This window comes from Flavobacterium paronense (assembly GCF_030409795.1).
Classification (GTDB): Bacteria; Bacteroidota; Bacteroidia; order Flavobacteriales; family Flavobacteriaceae; genus Flavobacterium; species Flavobacterium paronense.
Map to the genome: position 1 here is coordinate 209,338 of NZ_JAUFQN010000019.1, position 18,276 is coordinate 227,613.

Sequence of the window (18,276 nt, forward strand, 5' to 3'; positions counted from 1 at the left end):
GCTAAGAAATTAGCAGGTTTTTTTATTTACAACAAACCGGAATAATCTCTCCTTTTGCTAAGCAATACTTCTCAACTAATTCGGGTGCAATTTTATTGGTATAATCTTCTTCAACTACTTTGAAACCAATGCTTCTTAACTTATCAAAATAATCTCTTCCATACACTCTAACATGGTCGTATTGTCCAAAGATTTTAGCGCGTTCTTTTTGATCGACAATGCTATCATCTGAAAATGTTGTTGCTCTTGATAAATCTTGAGGTATTTGAAAAATCCCCATACCTCCTGATTTTAGTACACGATACAATTCGTGCATCGCTTTGGTATCATCAGGAATATGTTCCAAAACGTGATTGCAAAAAATGATGTCATAAGTGTTATCTTCAAAAGGCAAATTACAAATGTCTGCTTTCACATCTGCTAAAGGCGAAAGCAAATCGGTTGTTGTGTAATCGATATTGGTTTGCTTTTTGAAACGTTTATAAAACTCTTGTTCTGGTGCAAAGTGTAGCACTTTTTTCTTTTCTTTTGAAGTGAAAAAATCAGTTTCATTCTGAAGATATAACCATAATAATCGGTGTCTTTCCAACGAAAGCGTACTAGGTGAAAGTACATTATTTCTTTGATTTCCGTAGCCGTATGGCAAAAACATACGAAAACTTTTTCCATCAATTGGGTCTGTAAATCGGCTTCCTTTTAATAAAAAAGCTAGTATTGGACGAACAACAATGCTTAAGCGAATAAGTATTGGTCTCGGGATAGTGTTAAGTATAAACTTGAAAATCTTTTTCATTAGAGCACTAATGTATTTTTTCTAAACTCATCTTCTTCATTACTCACAATTCCCAGTGCTTTGTAGATATAACCAAACGTTGAAAGTAATTCGGGCTTACCGTTAACTAATGCTACATTATGTTCAAAATGGGCACTAGGTTTTCCGTCAGCGGTTAATATTGTCCAGCCGTCTTTGAGTTGTTTGATATTTTTTGTCCCCATGTTAATCATCGGTTCGATGGCAACTACCATTCCTTCAACGAATAACTTTCCGCGACCTCGTTTACCGTAATTTGGCATTTCCGGATCTTCGTGCATTTTGGTACCTAATCCGTGTCCAACCAATTCACGAACTACACCATATCCATTAGATTCACAATATTTCTGAATAGCATTTCCAACATCTTCAACACGATTACCGGCTCTGAATTCTCTTATTCCAACGTATAAAGATTCTTTGGTAACTTTTAAAAGTTTTTTGGCATCAGGAGCGACTTCGCCGATTTCAAAAGAGTAGGCGTGATCACCATAAAAACCATTTTTCAATACACCACAATCTACAGAAATCACATCGCCTTCTTTTAGCGGAATGTTATTTGGAATGCCGTGCACAACCTGCGCATTCGGGCTCATACAAAGAGAATTTGGGAAACCATACAAACCTAGAAAACCTGGAATTCCCCCGTTATCTCTAATGAATTCTTCGGCAATTTTGTCTAATTGTAAAGTCGTTACACCAGGTTTAATTACTTTGGCAACTTCTCCTAATGTTTTAGAAACCAATAAAGCACTTTCGCGCATTAATTCAATTTCTTCGGCTGTTTTTGGAATAATCATTTTTTCAATTTAACTTGGATACGTCGGCATTTGGCCTCAGTACAGTTTGCAAAAGTAACTATTTTAACAATACTTATTCAGTGTTTGCCATGATTTTAAATAGTTCTGCATTTGAATTGAAGTATCGGTTTTCAATATTTATTTCAGCTAATTGACCACTAACCAAAGTATTTTCTCTTGAGTTTATTAAGAAAATAGAGCTTTCGCCAAATGAAAACAAACGTTCTTCAGAGGAAAGCATGGTATTGTAATCTTTTACTAAATCGGTAATAATTTTATTTTGTTTTAGCAAAGATTGAATTTCAATTTGTTGTGCATTTATTTTGTTTTTCAACTGAATTTTTTCCAAATCTAATTCTAATTGGGCATCTTGAATTTTAAATTTCGCTATTTTCAAATTGCCTCTTTCTTTTCTTAAAAATAACGGGAAGTAAAAATTTAAACCCACTTTATAATCTTCAAATTTATAATTATCGAAATAGCTAGGTTGCGATAAATAGGAATAACCAACATCAACTTTTGGTAAGAGTAAATTGGCTTTAAGTTTTTTGTCTACTTTTAAAATTTCAAGTTTGTTTTGTAAAGCATTTATTTTTGGATTCGTTTCCAAGTTGCTATCAATAATTAATAAATCGTTTATTTTTAATGTTTCTTGAATGGTTTTAGACAAATTTTCTTCAGGAAACAAGTCGTCAGCAAGTTCTAAAGGAATATTGTTTTCTAACCAAAGAAAGTTAGACAATTCTAATTTTGATTTATTCAATTTTAACTGAGAATCTTCTAAACTCAACAATCTGTTCTTGACAATTATTCCGGCTTCAACACTATCAATTGCGGGTTTATCACCTTCGCGAATTAACGCTTTTACGCCATTAAAACGAACTTGTGCATTTTTAGCATACGTTTCATATAGTTTGACTTCATTGTAATTTTTCTTCCAATTAAAGTAGGCAACCGATGCATTATAAAGTACCGCTATAGCTTGAAGTTTTTGTTCCGATTTACTCAAGTTGATTTGTAGTTTTGCTTTTCTTATATCAGCCATCCTTTGATTGATAAACAAACCTTGACCTAGTGGAATTGAGATTCCCAAAGAAGTTAATCCTTGATTTGGAACTGTGTTTTCAGGATTAAGATATATTCCGTCGTTGTTATCAAAGCCGGCTTTTAATTCAATTCCGTACCAAGTAGGAATTTTAAAACTACTGTTCAAAATAGAATAATAATTATTGTCCTTGAATTTTTTTTGTTCAAAATCTACTTCAATCTTTGGGTCAAAACCGCCACGAGCTGTCATTAAATTGGCTTGAGCTGTACTTATTTCCAGTAATGAGCTTTTAACCATTGGATGGTATTTTTTTACATAACCCAAAAACTCATTGTATGTAAGTTCTTTGTTAGGAGGATTTTGTCCATAGCACAAAAATGAGAATAGAAAAAAGAGTATAAGTAACTGTTTCATTATTTTGATTCTTTTTGATTAACTTTAGGTTGATAATAATTTGGTGGAAAACCATTAAGTTTTCTCCATAATTCAAACCAAACTGGTACATTATCTAACAGTGCCAAAGTTTGTGCTCCAGAACCCACACTGATTTGCTTCGGCCAAGGATCTTCCTCTTTATCTGGCGCAATTAAAACTCTGAATTTTCCGTTATCACTTATAAAAGTTTCTACAGCTACAATTTTTCCGCCAAAAGTACCGTAACTCATATTCGGCCAGCCTGAAAAAACAATTGTTGGCCAACCATCAAACCAAACGCGTACTTTTTCACCTTTGTGAACCAATGGTAAATCAGTTGGAGAAACATAAGTTTCAACAGCAATATCATATTTTGAAGGCATAATACTTACGATTTGTGTACCTTCTTTAATAGTTTCGCCAATTCCCGATTGTAAAGCACGATTAATATAGCCGCTTTGGGGAGCTTTGATATAATACATGCCATTTCTAATTTTGTAATTGGCATATTGGTTTTCTAATTTATTTACCTCAGCTTTAGTGTCATATTGATTGCTCAATGCTGTGAACTGATCGCTTCTTGCTTTAGAGTCTTTTTCTGAATATTCAGCCGAAATTCTATTTACTTCAACTTTAGCATTAATTAATTCGTTTTCACTGGCTAATAATTTATTCTCTTGAGTAATAATTTTAGCATCAACCTCTTGCAGTTTTAGTCGTTTTTCTTCTACATCAGTTAATGGCTTTAAACCTTCTTTATTCAATGCCAGCGAACGATTGAATTGAGTTGTTGCAATTTTCACTTGTGTTCTGACAGCAACTAAATCCATGCTGTCACTTTTTACTTTTAAAATTGATTGTTTGATTTTGTTTTTAGCTTGTTGTAGCTTCAGTTTTTTTTCGTTTTCTATAGCCTGAATTTGTGCTGAAAGCGAATTCACTTTTCCGCCATACGATTGTTGGGATAGTTTTTTTGCTTCTACTTGGTTTTTAGTAGTTTCAACCAAGTTTGGATCGAGATATTCTTCTTTGGTTTCAGAGATGAAAAGGATTGTATCGCCTTTATTTACAAAATCACCTTCTTTTACAAACCATTTCTCTATTCTACCGGCTATTGCAGTGTGAATGGTTTGCGGTCTTTGATCCGGTTTTAATGTAGTAACTGCACCTGAACCCGAAATGTTTTGTGTCCACGGTAAAAATAAAATGACAACACCAAGTATTGAAATCCCTAAAATAATTTTATTTAAAACCTTATAATGTGGTCTTTTGCTCAGGTCATTTATCGTGCTATATTTTTCAATATTTTCAGTAATTTTATTTTTTTCAGAAATATTTAGCATTGTTATATTTTTTTAGTATCGTCAATAATTTTTCCTTCACTCATTGTAATTTTTCTTGTGCATTTTTGTTTCCAATAAGGATTTTTTGAGGAAACAATTAGTGTCCATTTGTTTTCATTTGAAGTGATAAAATCAATAATTTCCTCTGCAGCTTTTGAATCCATTTTGTCGGTAGCATCTTCAAAAAACAATACTTTTGGGCGATTGATTATACTTCTTGCCAGTAGTATTTTTTGTGCATTTGATGATGAAAGTTGACGGCCATCAGGAAATATTTTCGTGTCTAATCCTTTAGGTAATGATTTAATAAATGAACCTAGTTTTACACTTTCAATAGCCCATTTTAAATCTTCCTGACTAACAGACGGATTGTTGAAGGTTATATTTTCATGAATTGTTCCTTCAAAAGGAGTTTCGCCACTAATTATAGTTCCAATTTGTGAACGATATTGATTCAAATCTATTTTCCTATAGGTATCATCATTTATAAATAGAGAACCTATATTTGGTTTTAATAAGCCTGACAATATTCGAAGAAGCGTTGTTTTTCCTGAACCGTTATTGCCTTCTAGATACACTTTTTCAGATTGCTCAATTTTCAAATTGATAGCATTTAAAACATAATCATTGCTGTCTGGAAATTTGAATTTGATATTATCTATTTCTAATGTGATGTTATTATAACAAATATTACTCTCTTCCGATACTGTTTCTTCCATTTCCAAATCGGTTATTTGTCCAATTTTTTCAACAGCTGTTAAGACATCATATAAAGTTTCTAAACCAACTATAATCTTTTCGACTGAATTAATTACTAATAAAATCACAATCTCAGCAGCTACAAATTGTCCAATATTCATTTTCTGATTTAAAACTAAATAGCCGCCAATAAATAATAGTCCGGCTGTTATTATAATTTTAAAAATTATGAGTTGTATGTATTGTCTTTTTATAATTCCAAAATGACTTTCTCTATAGTTTAAATATTGACCAACAAGTTTGTCATTTTTTGAAAGAGCAAATTCGAAATTGTTTTTTTTACGAAAACTAAAATTATTTTTTCCTATTTCCTGTAGCCAACTCACCACTCTGTACTTGTATTTTGATTCTTTTAAGCTTGTAGAAAGTCCAGCATTATAGGAAAATTTGAATATTCCATAAAGTAATAACAGTAATAAGATTCCGAAGAATATAAAGAATGGATGATAAAGGGACAGCAATATTATACCAAAAGTGATTTGCAGCAAGGCAGTTGAAAAATCAATTAATAATTTTGAAGCTCCTTTTTGAATAGTTATAGTGTCAAAAAAACGATTGGCTAACTCTGGTAAATGCTGATTATAGAGTGCTTCATGTTTTATTTTTGGCAATCGATAACCAAACTCAAAGGAAGAACGGACAAATATTTTTTGTTGCAAATTTTCCATAATTCTGAGTTGCATCAATGATAGTAATCCAACTAAAGCAACCCCAACTATGACAATCATTACTAATACAATCCATGAAACACTAACTCTTCCGGATTGGATTAAATTAATAATGGCTTGAATTCCTAATGGCAATGACAAACTAATCAGTCCCGAAAAAATGGCATAAAAAAATACTTGAGAAATATCTTTTCTGTCAAGTTTAAGTAAATTAATCAAACGTTGTAAAGGTGAATGTATCATGCTCTATTTTAATGTGTTTTCAATTAAATGTAAATAAAAATTTGTGGGTGAATTATCTTCATCACTGTTGGTAATGGTTTTCAAATGAATTTTTAAAAAATGCTGATGTAGAGAACCTTCTACAATTGAGGAAGCTAAACTTTTTGAAAATGCATAATTTGGATTATAGGCTTCAATCATTTCAACTAAACGGTTAATTACTCTTTTATATATCAAGAAGAAGCCTTGTTTGTTTTCTTCATCAACTTCTTTATTATGAAGTGTTTTGCTAAATTCTGCTATAATAATCTTATTTAGAATCGCTTCATTAATATGCTCTGTTTTGCTGTCGTCCTCAACTTTTTCAGTGACTATAGAAATTGCTTTTTTTAGTTTTTCTAAAGGATTTTCAATGTTATTAGTTTCAAAAACTAACCGATATTCCATCCAACCCCAATACCAAGAGGAAAGATAAACGAGCAACTTGTGCTTGCTTTCAAAGTAACGATAAATAGAACTTTCATTAGAGCCAATTCGTTCTCCAAGTTTTTTGAAAGTAAAATTTTCAAAACCAATTTCATCCATTAAAAGAATACTTTCCTTAATGATTTTTTTACCAAGCGTTGATGTCTCAGGGTCTTTGACGTATGTTTTGTTATTGATTTTTATCTTTAATGATAAAAGTAAATTATCCATAGCTTTTCTTAATCATTTGTTGAAGGATGAAAATCATGTTTCCCTCTTTGTTTTAAATCAAAATTGTAAAGTAATGCGATATTAAAAAAATCGCGACCTGTTTCATCATTAATCTTATAATCATATTGATAAATATAACCCGTTTGAAGTGCTAAATTTTCTGAGAACTCATATCCGCCACCCATGAAAACTCTGTTTCTCTCAAAAAAAGGTTCTTTGTCAGTAAAGAAAATTTCATTCCACGCTGTTAGATAAAATGTTTTTGATTCGATTTTTTTTCCTTGTAACGGAATCACTGCTGATAATCTATATCTAAATCTATTTCTGTAATCATTTGAAGTAAATCTTTGTTCTGCTCGGTATCGATGTTCAAAAACAATATAATCAAAAGGGTTTTTTAAATTCACTTGAAACCAAGTTCGAATTTCATTATTTTGTATTGGTGATTCAAAATTCCCTCCTTCGCTGTAGGTGTTATAATCTCCAATGCCTGTTGTAACGGAAAAATTTGGCTTTATTTTATAGGTCAATCCAAATTTTAATTCATAATAATGAAACTCATCATAAAATGATAAACTTCTAATTTGACCTTCTGTAAATAAACTCCATTTTGGACTTGCTTTCATTGTTATATTAAGAATATTCCAAGAGCCTAAACCATTTTTGTTTTGAGAAAAAACCAAAGTGTTAGTACAAATAATGACTAGTAGAATAAGTAATTGTTTTAACCTCATATTTCATTAAAATAGTAAATTTATTTGCAAATATAATAGTAATACTATTATTAATGAAATTTTAACTTTTATTTACAACTTTTTATTTTATCCAAAATGAGTTTTATCATGTTTTTCCTTAAATTAGAGTCTTATTTTTGGATAAATATTTTAGTTATGAGCAAATATGTTACAGCATCCGAAGCGGTCAAAGTCGTAAAATCTAATGATAGAGTTTACGTTCAGGCAGCCGCGGCAACCCCAACCATTTTAACCAAAGCCTTAGCCGAACGAGCATCAGAACTTCGCAATGTTGAGGTTTGTCATTTGCATACCGAAGGCGAAGCTGCCTATGCCAATCCTGATTTATCAGAAAGTTTTCATGTAAATTCTTTTTTTATTGGTGGTAATGTTCGCCATACTTTAGCTGCAGGAAATGGTTCTTATACGCCAGTTTTTCTTAGCGAGTTGCCTTACTTATTTCGTAAAAATGTGTTGCCCATTGATGTGGTTTTTATTCATGTATCTCCTCCTGATAAACATGGTTATTGTTCACTGGGAGTTTCTATAGAAGCTACTGTTGCCGCTATTGAAAATGCCAAAATTGTGATTGCACAAGTCAATCTACAAATGCCAAGAACTTTTGGAGACGGAATTATTCATGTGTCCGAAATTGATTATTTGGTTGAGGTTGATGTGCCAATTTTTGCTCATGATGTAATCCCTTTCACTAAAGAGGAAGAAAAAATAGGAGGATTTATCGCCTCTTTGATAGAAGACAGAAGTACACTGCAAATGGGAATTGGTTCTATTCCTGATGCAGCATTAAGCAAATTAAAAAACCATAAAGACTTAGGAATACATTCTGAAATGTTTTCTGACGGTGTGATCGATTTGATTGAAAGCGATGTTATCAATTGCAATTATAAAGGCACATTACGCGGAAGAGTTTTGGCTACTTTTTTAATGGGTTCAAAACGTCTTTATGATTATGTAAATGACAATCCATTTATTGAAATGAAAGAATCTTCAATGGTTAATGACACAGCTCGAATTCGAAAAAACCCAAAGATGGTTGCTATTAATTCAGCTATTGAAGTGGATGTAACCGGGCAAGTTTGTGCCGATTCCATTGGAGCCAAAATGTACTCTGGTGTTGGCGGTCAAATGGATTTCATTCGCGGTGCCTCTTTAAGCGATGGCGGAAAAGCGATTATTGCCTTGCCTTCTATTACCAAAAGAGGAGAAAGTAGAATTGTTCCTTATTTAAAACAAGGCGCCGGAGTTGTATCAACACGGGCTCATGTGCAATACATTATTACCGAAAACGGCATAGCCAATTTATATGGTAAAACACTAAAACAACGGGTAACCGAAATGGTCAAAATTGCACATCCTACGCATCAGGAAAGTGTTGAAAGAGCGTATTTTGATATGTTGAGATAAAAAAAAGAAGCCCCGAGTTATCGGGGCTTTCTTTTTTAATAGGGTAGCCATCCTATTCATCGAGTGGTTACTGGTTTTCTCTTCTCAATTTTTAACGGCAATCACTTTAGCAGGGCTACACTCTTTGTTATTTACATAATTCTTTTCGGTAAATTTAGTGGTAGTGTAAAAGAACAGTTTGGCACAAACCAGTAGCAGTTGTCCCTCAGGAAGTACAGGACTGGTCCAAACGGTTTCGGTTAGGGTTTCTTCCTTTTTTTCTATTGGGAGCCTAGTGAACGCTTCAGTGTATTTAGTGTTATCTTCAAAGTTGGTCCCTAGAACATAAAGTAGCAGCTCGGCTTTTTCGGTGCCTTTGGCGAAACGCATAGCTGTTTTTGGGTTAAAGGCAGGAACCGTTACGACCACTTGGTTTTGGTCGTTTAACAAAGCAGCTATTTCGGGAGCAAAGTACTTGGTAAAGGGGGAGTAGGTGTTAAACTCAAAACCCGTTAGCAAATCCATAGTGCTGTTTACCGGCGTACGCATGCCTTTTGGCAAGGCAGTATTTAACTGTATTGCCTTGTATACTTGTCCGGCCAGACGGCTGTACATATAGTGATCCGTGTGATTTGCCAAAAATGAGGTCAGCCCTATACGCAGCCATTTTGCCCAGCTACTGCATTTTCGAAACTCAGACCCACTAATTATAGTATCGGTTGTCTGTTTAATGTCCTTACGTTTCTGTTGTATAATTTGTTTTTTTCTCACATCACGGAAAACTATGTTTCCAATAGCGCCACTAATCAATTTGTTTTTGTTTATTCTTGCCATGATTTCCTAATTTAGATTTATACATATCTATAATATTTCTGTACTAAATCTATAATAACTTTATAAAAAAAGCTATTTCTTATAGATTCGTTATAGACTTATTATAGACTCACTATAGAATTATCAAAAACGATGCCACAGCAAAATCTACTCGAAAGCAAAAGATTTTCCATAAAAAAAGCCTCTCATCTGAAAGGCTATATTGTATAGAAAATGAGCTGCTATAATAGCGAATGACTTGTCATTACTGCTGGTTTTTCAATTCCCATTAATTCTAAAATGGTAGGAGCAAGGTCGCCCAAAACGCCATCGTGTATGGTTTTAAGTTCTTTATCTACTAAAATTATCGGCACTGGGTTAGTGGTGTGTGCGGTATTCGGACTTCCATCCGGATTTATCATCGTTTCACAATTGCCATGGTCAGCTATGATAATCGTCGTATAATTATTTTCAAGGGCAGCTTCTACCACTTCTTTTACGCAGGCATCAACGGCTTCGCAAGCTTTAATTGCGGCAGCCATAACACCAGTGTGTCCCACCATATCGCCATTGGCAAAGTTGAGGCAAACAAAATCTACTTTACCTTCTTTAAGCTCTGGTACCAAGGCATCCTTTAATTCAAAAGCGCTCATTTCGGGTTGTAAATCGTAGGTTGCAACCTTTGGTGAGTTTCTTAATATTCGGGTTTCGCCATGAAAAGGCTGTTCTCTTCCGCCCGAGAAAAAGAAAGTAACGTGAGGATATTTCTCAGTTTCGGCAATACGAATTTGTGTTTTGTTATGTTTTTCTAATATTTCGCCAAGTGTTTCAGTGATGTTGTCTTTGTCATATATTACATGAACGTTTTGATAGGTATCATTATAATTAGTCATCGTAACATAATACAAATTCAATTTATGCATGTTGTGCTCGTGAAAATCTTTTTGCGAGAGTGCTTCGGTCAATTCACGTCCTCTATCAGTTCTAAAATTGAAGAAAATTACTACATCATCATTTTGTATAGTGGCAATTGGTTTGTCATCAATATCAACAGCGGTTAACGGAAGAATAAATTCATCGGTAACGGTATTGGCATAACTTTCGGCTATGCTTTCGACTAAATTTGAGCTGTGTTTTCCTATTCCATTTACCAATAAATCGTATGCAAGTTTGATGCGTTCCCAACGTTTATCTCTATCCATAGCATAATAACGACCAACTACAGTAGCTAATTTCACGGTAGAGTTTTGAATATAGTTTTCTAAATCCTGAATATATTTTTTCCCAGATTTTGGGTCTACATCGCGACCATCGGTGAATGCGTGAACAAATACTCTATCCAAACCAAAATCCTGTGAAGCATCAATTAAACTTCGAAGATGTGACGTGTGTGAATGCACACCACCATCAGAAACCAATCCTAAAAAGTGAACCGCTTTGTTATTACTTTTGGCATAATTAAAAGCATCAATCAAAGGCTGTTCTTGACTCATGGTTTTGTTTTTGACCGCCAGATTTATTTTTGCCAAATCCTGATAAACAATTCTTCCAGCACCAAGATTCATATGGCCAACCTCACTGTTTCCCATTTGACCTTCAGGCAGACCAACATTAAGTCCGTCAGTTCGTAATTGCGCGTTAGGATATTTTTGATATAAACTATTTATAAAAGGGACATTGGCATTGTCAATAGCAGAAACTTTTGGGTCAGGAGATTTTCCCCAACCGTCCAATATCATAAGAATTACTTTTTTGTTCATGGCAAATTATTTTAAACAAAGATAAAGCTAAAAGTTAAGTTTTAGAAATGTATTATTTCCTTTGGTTTTGTAAACGATTTGGAAAACTTAGAATTTTTCAACGAATTGTAATCTATAAAATAGCGAACGCTTATTGAAAGGGAATGACTCAAATTTTGATTGTCGATTGCATCTCTAAAATTGCTTTCAAATTGGTGACTGTATTCTCTACTAAATAAAGAAGATTTATTTCTATACAAAATAGAAATTTGACTTCCAGGCGCAAACCACCAGGAATAAGAAAAGTCTAAATTCCAAGTGTTTAAATTTGAGTTTTTGTTGTTATTATAAAGTAAATTATCGGTAAAAGTTCCGTCATCTTGTAGGGTCAAATAGTCATCATTAACAGCAAAAGACCAATAATGACGAACTGTTAAATTGAAATTCATATTACTATTTAGAGAATATTTCCCCTGCAAGGTGTTTGTATAGGTAATTCTGTTTCTTCTTGCAAAAATGGTATTGCCATCCTCATCAAAGTCAACCCAACCAATATTTTTGTTTTGCCTTGAAAATTTAAAACTATAAATCAAAGAGATATGATCATTAAAACGATATCTTGGACTTATTAAAACACCATAATTTATTCTGTCTTTTTCGTTTAAAAAAGTTATGGTTGGATTAAAATCTAATGCAAATTTTCTAAGGTAATTAGATGAAAAGTTAAATACACTCTCAATACTTTCGGGATAAATCACAAATTTTGAATCGTCAATAGAACGTGCTTCATAGAAATCATAAATTTTAAAGGGTCTAGATTTAAGCGCGAATCCAAAATAGTCATTTTTTATACTATAGGTAATTAGACTTATATCTATATTATTAGCTTGTGTTTTGCCAGAATTATTATCAATTTCAGAGGAAGCATTTAAACTCAATTTAAAAGTGTTGAACGTTTTGTTGGGTTTTAAAATTCGGTAACTTGCATTTCCATAAAAAGAATGATAATGTGTTAAAAAATTAATACCTAAATCATTGTTGTCGTAGTCTTTTGAAACATAGGTTCCGCCAACACCAAACCGATACTTACCTTTGGTTTTATTGAATTCGAAATAAGATTTGAAACCATTGGTATTATCAACATCATTAATTTGACTGAATTGAAAATTTCCTTGCGCTTGAAATGAATTTGTTCTTGTGTTTAAATCCCAAACTAAAGCAGAAACATTGGCATCTCTAAATTGTCCGTTACGAGTTACGTTTGTATTTACTAATGAAACAGATGAGTTTTTGTTAAAGCGTTGGTCAAGTACAAAAACATTATAATTGGTAACGGGTGCTAAAGTTTCTAATCTAGTCTGATTTGTATCTGTATTTTTGACCACAACACTAGTTTGTTCTGTGACTGCGTTTAATACACCTATTCCAAGACCACTTTTATTTCTGCCTGATATTTTTAAGGCATTTATTAATTTTATAGTGCTTGGGAATTTATCAATTGTTTCGTTATTGGCTAATTCCATTGATGGGCTTTCTCCAATCCTTCGGGTATAAAGCAAATCACCTTTGTTAAACAAGTCTGTTCCTTCAGTAAAAAAAGGCCTGTTTTCAGCAAATTGTTGCTCAAAAGCACTGAGGTTTAATTCGACATTGTCAAATTTGGTTTGCCCAAAATCAGGAATTAAAATAGCATCGAGTGTGTAGGCATCATTAATACCATACTTAATGTCTAATCCTCCTTTTAATTCACCGTATGTTTTTTGATTTTTACTTGCGTTTAAATAGTATGAAGAAAAAGGAATCAAAAATAATCTTGTTGGTGTTTTTATGTTTTCGATACCTTCTAGAATTCCCGCTTGATTACTTTCAGAACTTATATCGTTTTGTATTCTATTCCAAGTATATTGCTGATTATCGCGTCTAATTTCTCTGTAAAAATTCAATCCCCAAGTTTGTTTTTTTGCAGTCGAAAATCGAAGTGCAGCATAAGGAATTCTCATTTCAACAACCCAACCAAAATTGGTAATCTGCGTTTTACTTTCCCAAATAGCATTCCATGAAACATCTTCACCATTAGCTTCGGTATAAAAAACATCTATTTGAACTCCAGCCGCACTAACAAAAAACCTAAATTCTTGCTGCCCATCATTATAACCATTGAGTTGCACACCAAAATGATCAGCCGTTGCAAAATTATCTCTTTCGGTTAGTTCTTTAGAAATTGCATTTGGTTCTTCATCATATAAAGTTGCGGCAACAAAAATGGCTTCATTTGTGTAAATGACTTTTACGTCGGTTTTTTTTTCTGGTGGAATTGGCACACCGTTATAAGGTGCTACCATCACAAAATCGGTTGCGGTTTGAGCAAACTTCCATGCAGCTTCATCAAATTTACCATCGATTGTAATTTTTTCATCGGTAAATTGAGTTTGAAGTGTTTTTTTTTGACCCAATATTTTGCCTGTAAAAAGCAAAATTATGCAAATGAAATAGCATGAATATTTGGGCATTTGAGGTCTAGTTAGTCTAACAAAAGTAAATAATTAATTCATAATTACAACTTTTGAAATTAATAAAATCATTCAACGACAATGGTTTATATTCTTAAGTTTAGCTTAATAAAGCTTAAAATATTTTTATTTTTCAATATTTAGTTTATGTTTGTAATACCAAATCTAATTTTAAACCTAATATTATCAATGAATTATAAATCATTTTCTTTGTTTTTTGTTGTTTTGTTCATGTCTTTTACCAATCTCCCTAGCAAAACAAATTCTATAAAAACTAGTATTAAAACAGAAACTACTGCGGTTTCAAAAAATGTATCTGTTTATAATCAATTAGATGCTAATTCTTTTGTGCTTCCAAGTTTTGATTGTTTCAATTTAGCATTGGATGGATTTCATTTGTTAAAAGAAAAAGGTCTTGTTCAAAAAAATGTCTTAACACTAGTCGATTTTAGCTTGTCTTCAAACATGAAGCGTCTTTGGGTTATTGATTTAGATAGAAATATGATATTGTTCAATACTTTAGTAGCGCATGGAAGAAATACGGGTGAAGAGTTTGCTGCCCAATTTTCTAATCAGGCAGAATCATTCAAAAGCAGTATTGGATTTTATGCCACAGGTGAAATTTATGATGGCAAACATGGTTTGTCGTTGAAATTAGACGGACTTGAAAAAGGATTAAATGATAAAGCAAGAGAAAGAGCTGTTGTAGTTCATGGTGCTGACTATGTTTCTGAATCGTTTATAAAACAAAATAAGAGATTAGGTAGAAGTCAGGGTTGTCCTGCTATCCCTGTTGAAATGAATGCAAAAATTATCAATGTGATAAAAAATAAATCTTGTTTATTTATTTATCATCCTTCTGCAACGCACGAAATAATTTCAAGATTAACTGCTTAAATTTTATGCTTAGCAAATGTTTCACAACATTTTCATTACAAATGACTTACAATAGTAAATTCTTTTGGTTTAAATAAGTCGGTATTTTTTTTGAAAAAAACTTGCATCGAAAGAATGTTATTCTATATATTTGCATTCGCATTGCGGAAGTAGCTCAGTTGGTAGAGCTCCAGCCTTCCAAGCTGGTTGTCGCGAGTTCGAGCCTCGTCTTCCGCTCTAAAGCCTTAACGAAAGTTGAGGCTTTTTTATTTTCCTAAATATGCCAAATCTGTTTCAGGTTCTAATTCTTCAGGAATTTCATTTTGTTTAAACAATCGAGCAGTTAAGTTGCCTTTTAAAAGTATTTTTTCACCAACAACTTCCAGCCAACTTCCTTCTCGCAATCCTAAAACCGGAATAGTATTAAAAGCATGGAATTCTTTTATTCTGGTTTCCCGTGTTTCGCCCATATGCTTAATCTGCAAATCAGCATCAAGATAATGGGGATTTAAATTGAAAGGAATTAACCCCAAGGTTTTATAGCTCGGCGGATATATGATAGGCATATCATTTGTCGTTTGCATAGTCAATCCGGTGATATTGCTTCCGGCGCTTGAGCCAAGATAGGGCTTCCCGTTTTCGACAACTTTTGCTAAAACTTCCATCACATTATTTTGATATAATTGCTTTACCAATAAAAAAGTATTTCCACCGCCAGTGAAAATTCCCTGAGCGTTTTCAATAGCTTCAACTGGATTTTCAAATTCATGCAAACCTTTTACTTTTTTATTTATTTTGGCAAAAGCCAACCGAATGGTCAAAGTATAATCATCATGAGAAATTCCACCAGGACGAGCATAAGGAACAAACAATATTTCGGTACAATCCTGAAAGTGACTTTCTAAAGTTGGGAATAGGTATTCTAAATAGTTGCCGCCATGAATGGTTGACGTGCTGGCGATAATCATTTTTTTACTCACGTGAGTTATATTTTAAGTTTAACAAAAGATTATATACTTTTAGTAATCTATACAGCTATTTTTACATCGTAAAATTAGAATAATGAAGTTATTTAAAAGTATAATTATATTTTTATTTTTTGCTCAAGCTTTTGCTCAAACACCAACATTAACTTTAATAAAAGGAAAAATAACTTCCCAAATTAAAGAACTGAATGATGTTTACGTGGCTAATTTACGTTCTGAATCAACCACAACGACAGATAATAACGGAAACTTTTCAATGTTTGTAAAAGTGGGTGACACCTTGCAATTTTCGGGTTTGCAAGTAGTAATCAAAAAAGCAGTTATAACAGAAAATGATTTAGCCAAACAACTCTTTGTTGAAAATTTAGAGGCAAAAGTAAATGCTCTAGATGAAGTTGAAATCAAGCAGTATAAAGCTATCAACGCGGTTTCATTGGGCATATTGGAAAGACCTGCTAAAGTATACACACCAGCTGAAAGAAAATTGAGAACAGCCGAAGAACTGCATTGGTACAGTCCATTATTAATTCCGTTAGGAGGAATGCCAGTTGATGGATTGATAAATTCGATTAGTGGACGAACTGCGATGTTGAAAAAAGAACTGGTAATAGAAAAAAAAGAAAAGTTGTTGCAAAAAATCGAATATCTTTTCAAGCAAGATTATTTTTTAGAAAACTTAAAAATCCCAAAAGAATATCTAAGAGGATTTTGGTATTATGCTGTTGAAGATCCAAAATTGGTGAGTGCTTTGAATACAAAAAACAAGATAATGGCTCGTTTTATCTTCTCCGATTTAGCAACTAAATATTTGGATATTTTAAAAAACTAATAGCAATTTAAGTAACTTTGCAACTCATTTAGAAAAAAAACTATGTTTGGAATTGGTGGTGGTGAATTAATCTTTATTATTTTCATTGCGTTAATGCTTTTTGGTTCTGATAAGATCCCGGATATTGCAAGAACTATGGGAAAAGCGATGGCGCAATTAAAAAATGCTACAAACGAAATAAAAAGCGAAATCCAAAAAGGAGTTGAAGCCAATGGAATAGATACATCTATGAAAGAATTGACATCTTCTTTTACTGATGAGGTTGAAAAAGTAAAATCAAATTTAGATTCGAATATGCTGCCGGAAGTCACAAAGGCAAAAGAAGACATTGAGGATTTAACAGGACCAATAAAAAGACAACTATAGTGCTGGAAAAAATTATTCAGTTAGACAAGGAGCTTTTAATTTTCTTAAACGGATTAGGTTCGCCAACATTTGATAGTTTATGGCTTATCATTACTAAACAATTGTATTGGGCACCTTTATTTTTAGTTGTTTTTTACCTGATGCAAAAGAAACTTGGATGGAAAAAATTTGGTTATTATATTCTTTTTACTGCACTTTTAATAGTGGTTTGTGATCAGACTGCTAATCTTTTTAAACATAGTTTTGAGCGGTTACGACCTTGTAATGATTTAGAAATAAAAGGAATTATTCGCATTGTAAAATCAAGTCCATCGTTTAGCTTTTTCTCTGGCCATGCTACTAACTCTATGGCAACAACGGTTTTTACTTATATGATTCTAAAGAAATTTTACAAACATGCTTATTTGTTGTTTTTATTCCCTTTGATTTTTGCTTACAGTCGAATTTATCTTGGGTTGCATTTCCCTTCTGATATTTTAACAGGTTATGCTTTTGGAGTAACATTCGGATTTATTTGCTACAAACTGTATCGGAAGTACATTCTAAAAACTAGAGTACGCGTGAAACGGTCAAACCATCACGAATAGGAAGCATAACGGTTTCTACTCTTGGATCATCTTTCAAAAGCTGATTATATTCTAAAAGGATTTTAGTTGTGATATCGTTTGGTTTTACTTCTTCTAAAACTTTTCCACTCCACAAAACGTTGTCAGAAAGTATGATTCCGCCTTTGTTCATAATCGGAACAATCAAATGAAAATAATTAATGTAATTTTCTTTATCGGCATCGATAAAAACCAAATCGTATTTTTTAGTTAGCGTCGGAATGATATCTAAAGCATCTCCAAGATGTTGTGTTATTTGGGTTGCCCAAATGGTTTTGTCAAAATACTTTCTCTGAAAATCGAATAACTCTTCTTCGTTATCCAAAGTATCAATAGTTCCGTTTTCTGCTAAACCTTCTGCCAGGCAAAGTGTGGCATAACCGGTATAAGTTCCCACTTCAAGAATGTTTGTTGGATGAATAATTTTAGAAAGCATACTCAAAATTCTGCCTTGAAAATGCCCGCTTAACATTCGTGGTTGCAATATTTTTTGATGCGTTTCTTTATTCAATTGAACTAATAATTCAGGTTCGTCTTGCGAATGAAGGGTAACATAAGTATCTAATTCTTCAGAAAGGAAATGCATAGGTGTAAATTTCAAACATCAAAATTACAAATTCCAAAATTAGTATTTCAACTTTATGACTAACTTT

General features: G+C 32.8%; 17 protein-coding genes and 1 tRNA gene. 6 read left to right on the forward strand and 12 right to left on the reverse strand.

What is annotated here, in order from left to right; translation table 11 throughout:
* Positions 1-22: 22 nt before the first annotated feature.
* The 7 genes from QWY90_RS02520 to QWY90_RS02550 all read right to left on the reverse strand — a co-directional run bounded on the left by QWY90_RS02520 (position 23) and on the right by QWY90_RS02550 (position 7,495).
* The gene (locus QWY90_RS02520) at positions 23-793 is read right to left on the reverse strand and encodes a class I SAM-dependent methyltransferase (protein ID WP_290284262.1); all 771 of its coding nucleotides are present in this window, start codon (positions 791-793) and stop codon (positions 23-25) included.
* Complete coding sequence (gene map / locus QWY90_RS02525) at positions 793-1,611, reverse strand: type I methionyl aminopeptidase (RefSeq protein ID WP_290284264.1); 819 nt, start codon at positions 1,609-1,611, stop codon at positions 793-795. Before map ends, QWY90_RS02520 begins: the two co-directional genes overlap by 1 nt.
* Before the next feature lie 73 nt (positions 1,612-1,684).
* Positions 1,685-3,073 (reverse strand): TolC family protein, encoded by a 1,389-nt coding sequence (locus tag QWY90_RS02530; protein WP_290284265.1) that lies wholly within the window; start codon positions 3,071-3,073, stop codon positions 1,685-1,687.
* On the reverse strand, positions 3,073-4,416 hold the full coding sequence (locus QWY90_RS02535; protein WP_290284267.1) for an HlyD family secretion protein: 1,344 nt from the start codon (positions 4,414-4,416) through the stop codon (positions 3,073-3,075). Before QWY90_RS02535 ends, QWY90_RS02530 begins: the two co-directional genes overlap by 1 nt.
* A 2-nt stretch (positions 4,417-4,418) precedes the next feature.
* Positions 4,419-6,086 carry a peptidase domain-containing ABC transporter gene (locus QWY90_RS02540; RefSeq protein WP_290284268.1) on the reverse strand — a complete coding sequence of 556 codons (1,668 nt, stop codon included), beginning with the start codon at positions 6,084-6,086 and terminating at the stop codon, positions 4,419-4,421.
* A gap of 3 nt (positions 6,087-6,089) precedes the next feature.
* A complete protein-coding gene (locus tag QWY90_RS02545) occupies positions 6,090-6,761 on the reverse strand; it encodes a TetR/AcrR family transcriptional regulator (RefSeq protein ID WP_290284269.1) in 672 nt (223 codons plus the stop codon).
* An 8-nt stretch (positions 6,762-6,769) separates the two neighbouring features.
* A complete protein-coding gene (locus QWY90_RS02550; protein ID WP_290284270.1) occupies positions 6,770-7,495 on the reverse strand; it encodes a DUF2490 domain-containing protein in 726 nt (241 codons plus the stop codon).
* A gap of 156 nt (positions 7,496-7,651) precedes the next feature.
* Here QWY90_RS02550 and QWY90_RS02555 point away from each other — a divergent pair, with 156 nt between their 5' ends.
* On the forward strand, positions 7,652-8,920 hold the full coding sequence (locus QWY90_RS02555) for an acetyl-CoA hydrolase/transferase family protein (RefSeq protein ID WP_290284271.1): 1,269 nt from the start codon (positions 7,652-7,654) through the stop codon (positions 8,918-8,920).
* An 84-nt stretch (positions 8,921-9,004) separates the two neighbouring features.
* Here QWY90_RS02555 and QWY90_RS02560 read toward each other — a convergent pair whose 3' ends face one another.
* From QWY90_RS02560 to QWY90_RS02570, 3 genes are all read right to left on the reverse strand, one after another.
* On the reverse strand, positions 9,005-9,733 hold the full coding sequence (locus QWY90_RS02560) for a hypothetical protein (protein ID WP_290284272.1): 729 nt from the start codon (positions 9,731-9,733) through the stop codon (positions 9,005-9,007).
* Between the two features lie 221 nt (positions 9,734-9,954).
* Positions 9,955-11,472 carry a 2,3-bisphosphoglycerate-independent phosphoglycerate mutase gene (gene gpmI, locus QWY90_RS02565; protein ID WP_290284273.1) on the reverse strand — a complete coding sequence of 506 codons (1,518 nt, stop codon included), beginning with the start codon at positions 11,470-11,472 and terminating at the stop codon, positions 9,955-9,957.
* Positions 11,473-11,513: 41 nt separating this feature from the next.
* The gene (locus QWY90_RS02570; RefSeq protein WP_290284274.1) at positions 11,514-13,961 is read right to left on the reverse strand and encodes a DUF5916 domain-containing protein; all 2,448 of its coding nucleotides are present in this window, start codon (positions 13,959-13,961) and stop codon (positions 11,514-11,516) included.
* A gap of 147 nt (positions 13,962-14,108) precedes the next feature.
* Between QWY90_RS02570 and QWY90_RS02575 the strand changes: the two genes are divergently transcribed.
* Positions 14,109-14,858, forward strand: a complete 750-nt coding sequence (locus QWY90_RS02575) for a murein L,D-transpeptidase catalytic domain family protein (RefSeq protein ID WP_439108568.1) — start codon at positions 14,109-14,111, stop codon at positions 14,856-14,858.
* A 143-nt stretch (positions 14,859-15,001) separates the two neighbouring features.
* Positions 15,002-15,074, forward strand: a tRNA-Gly gene (locus tag QWY90_RS02580).
* A 29-nt stretch (positions 15,075-15,103) separates the two neighbouring features.
* Here the strand turns inward: QWY90_RS02580 and pepE are convergent.
* Positions 15,104-15,805 (reverse strand): dipeptidase PepE, encoded by a 702-nt coding sequence (gene pepE, locus QWY90_RS02585; RefSeq protein WP_290284275.1) that lies wholly within the window; start codon positions 15,803-15,805, stop codon positions 15,104-15,106.
* A gap of 94 nt (positions 15,806-15,899) precedes the next feature.
* On the opposite strand from pepE, the gene QWY90_RS02590 reads away from it, so the two are divergent.
* The 3 genes from QWY90_RS02590 to QWY90_RS02600 are packed head-to-tail and all read left to right on the forward strand — an operon-like array spanning position 15,900 to position 17,605.
* Positions 15,900-16,652, forward strand: a complete 753-nt coding sequence (locus QWY90_RS02590; RefSeq protein WP_290284276.1) for a hypothetical protein — start codon at positions 15,900-15,902, stop codon at positions 16,650-16,652.
* 42 nt (positions 16,653-16,694) lie between these two features.
* A complete protein-coding gene (locus QWY90_RS02595; protein ID WP_290284277.1) occupies positions 16,695-17,018 on the forward strand; it encodes a Sec-independent protein translocase subunit TatA/TatB in 324 nt (107 codons plus the stop codon).
* Positions 17,018-17,605, forward strand: a complete 588-nt coding sequence (locus QWY90_RS02600; RefSeq protein ID WP_290284278.1) for a phosphatase PAP2 family protein — start codon at positions 17,018-17,020, stop codon at positions 17,603-17,605. Before QWY90_RS02595 ends, QWY90_RS02600 begins: the two co-directional genes overlap by 1 nt.
* Here QWY90_RS02600 and QWY90_RS02605 read toward each other — a convergent pair.
* Positions 17,568-18,209: an O-methyltransferase gene (locus QWY90_RS02605; protein WP_290286919.1), complete on the reverse strand. Its 642-nt coding sequence runs from the start codon at positions 18,207-18,209 to the stop codon at positions 17,568-17,570. The two genes, QWY90_RS02600 and QWY90_RS02605, sit on opposite strands and share 38 nt — an antisense overlap.
* Positions 18,210-18,276: the final 67 nt, after the last annotated feature.

Bases quoted from the DNA above. Each gene is read 5' to 3' on its own strand.
- QWY90_RS02520 (WP_290284262.1), bottom strand. From the start codon at position 793: ATGAAAAAGATTTTCAAGTTTATACTTAACACTATCCCGAGACCAATA.
- QWY90_RS02540 (WP_290284268.1), bottom strand. From the start codon at position 6,086: ATGATACATTCACCTTTACAACGTTTGATTAATTTACTTAAACTTGAC.
- QWY90_RS02545 (WP_290284269.1), bottom strand. From the start codon at position 6,761: ATGGATAATTTACTTTTATCATTAAAGATAAAAATCAATAACAAAACA.
- QWY90_RS02575 (WP_439108568.1), top strand. From the start codon at position 14,109: ATGTTTGTAATACCAAATCTAATTTTAAACCTAATATTATCAATGAAT.
- QWY90_RS02590 (WP_290284276.1), top strand. From the start codon at position 15,900: ATGAAGTTATTTAAAAGTATAATTATATTTTTATTTTTTGCTCAAGCT.
- QWY90_RS02570 (WP_290284274.1), bottom strand. From the start codon at position 13,961: ATGCCCAAATATTCATGCTATTTCATTTGCATAATTTTGCTTTTTACA.
- QWY90_RS02595 (WP_290284277.1), top strand. From the start codon at position 16,695: ATGTTTGGAATTGGTGGTGGTGAATTAATCTTTATTATTTTCATTGCG.
- QWY90_RS02550 (WP_290284270.1), bottom strand. From the start codon at position 7,495: ATGAGGTTAAAACAATTACTTATTCTACTAGTCATTATTTGTACTAAC.
- QWY90_RS02605 (WP_290286919.1), bottom strand. From the start codon at position 18,209: ATGCATTTCCTTTCTGAAGAATTAGATACTTATGTTACCCTTCATTCG.
- gpmI (WP_290284273.1), bottom strand. From the start codon at position 11,472: ATGAACAAAAAAGTAATTCTTATGATATTGGACGGTTGGGGAAAATCT.
- pepE (WP_290284275.1), bottom strand. From the start codon at position 15,805: ATGATTATCGCCAGCACGTCAACCATTCATGGCGGCAACTATTTAGAA.
- QWY90_RS02560 (WP_290284272.1), bottom strand. From the start codon at position 9,733: ATGGCAAGAATAAACAAAAACAAATTGATTAGTGGCGCTATTGGAAAC.
- QWY90_RS02535 (WP_290284267.1), bottom strand. From the start codon at position 4,416: ATGCTAAATATTTCTGAAAAAAATAAAATTACTGAAAATATTGAAAAA.
- QWY90_RS02530 (WP_290284265.1), bottom strand. From the start codon at position 3,073: ATGAAACAGTTACTTATACTCTTTTTTCTATTCTCATTTTTGTGCTAT.
- map (WP_290284264.1), bottom strand. From the start codon at position 1,611: ATGATTATTCCAAAAACAGCCGAAGAAATTGAATTAATGCGCGAAAGT.
- QWY90_RS02555 (WP_290284271.1), top strand. From the start codon at position 7,652: ATGAGCAAATATGTTACAGCATCCGAAGCGGTCAAAGTCGTAAAATCT.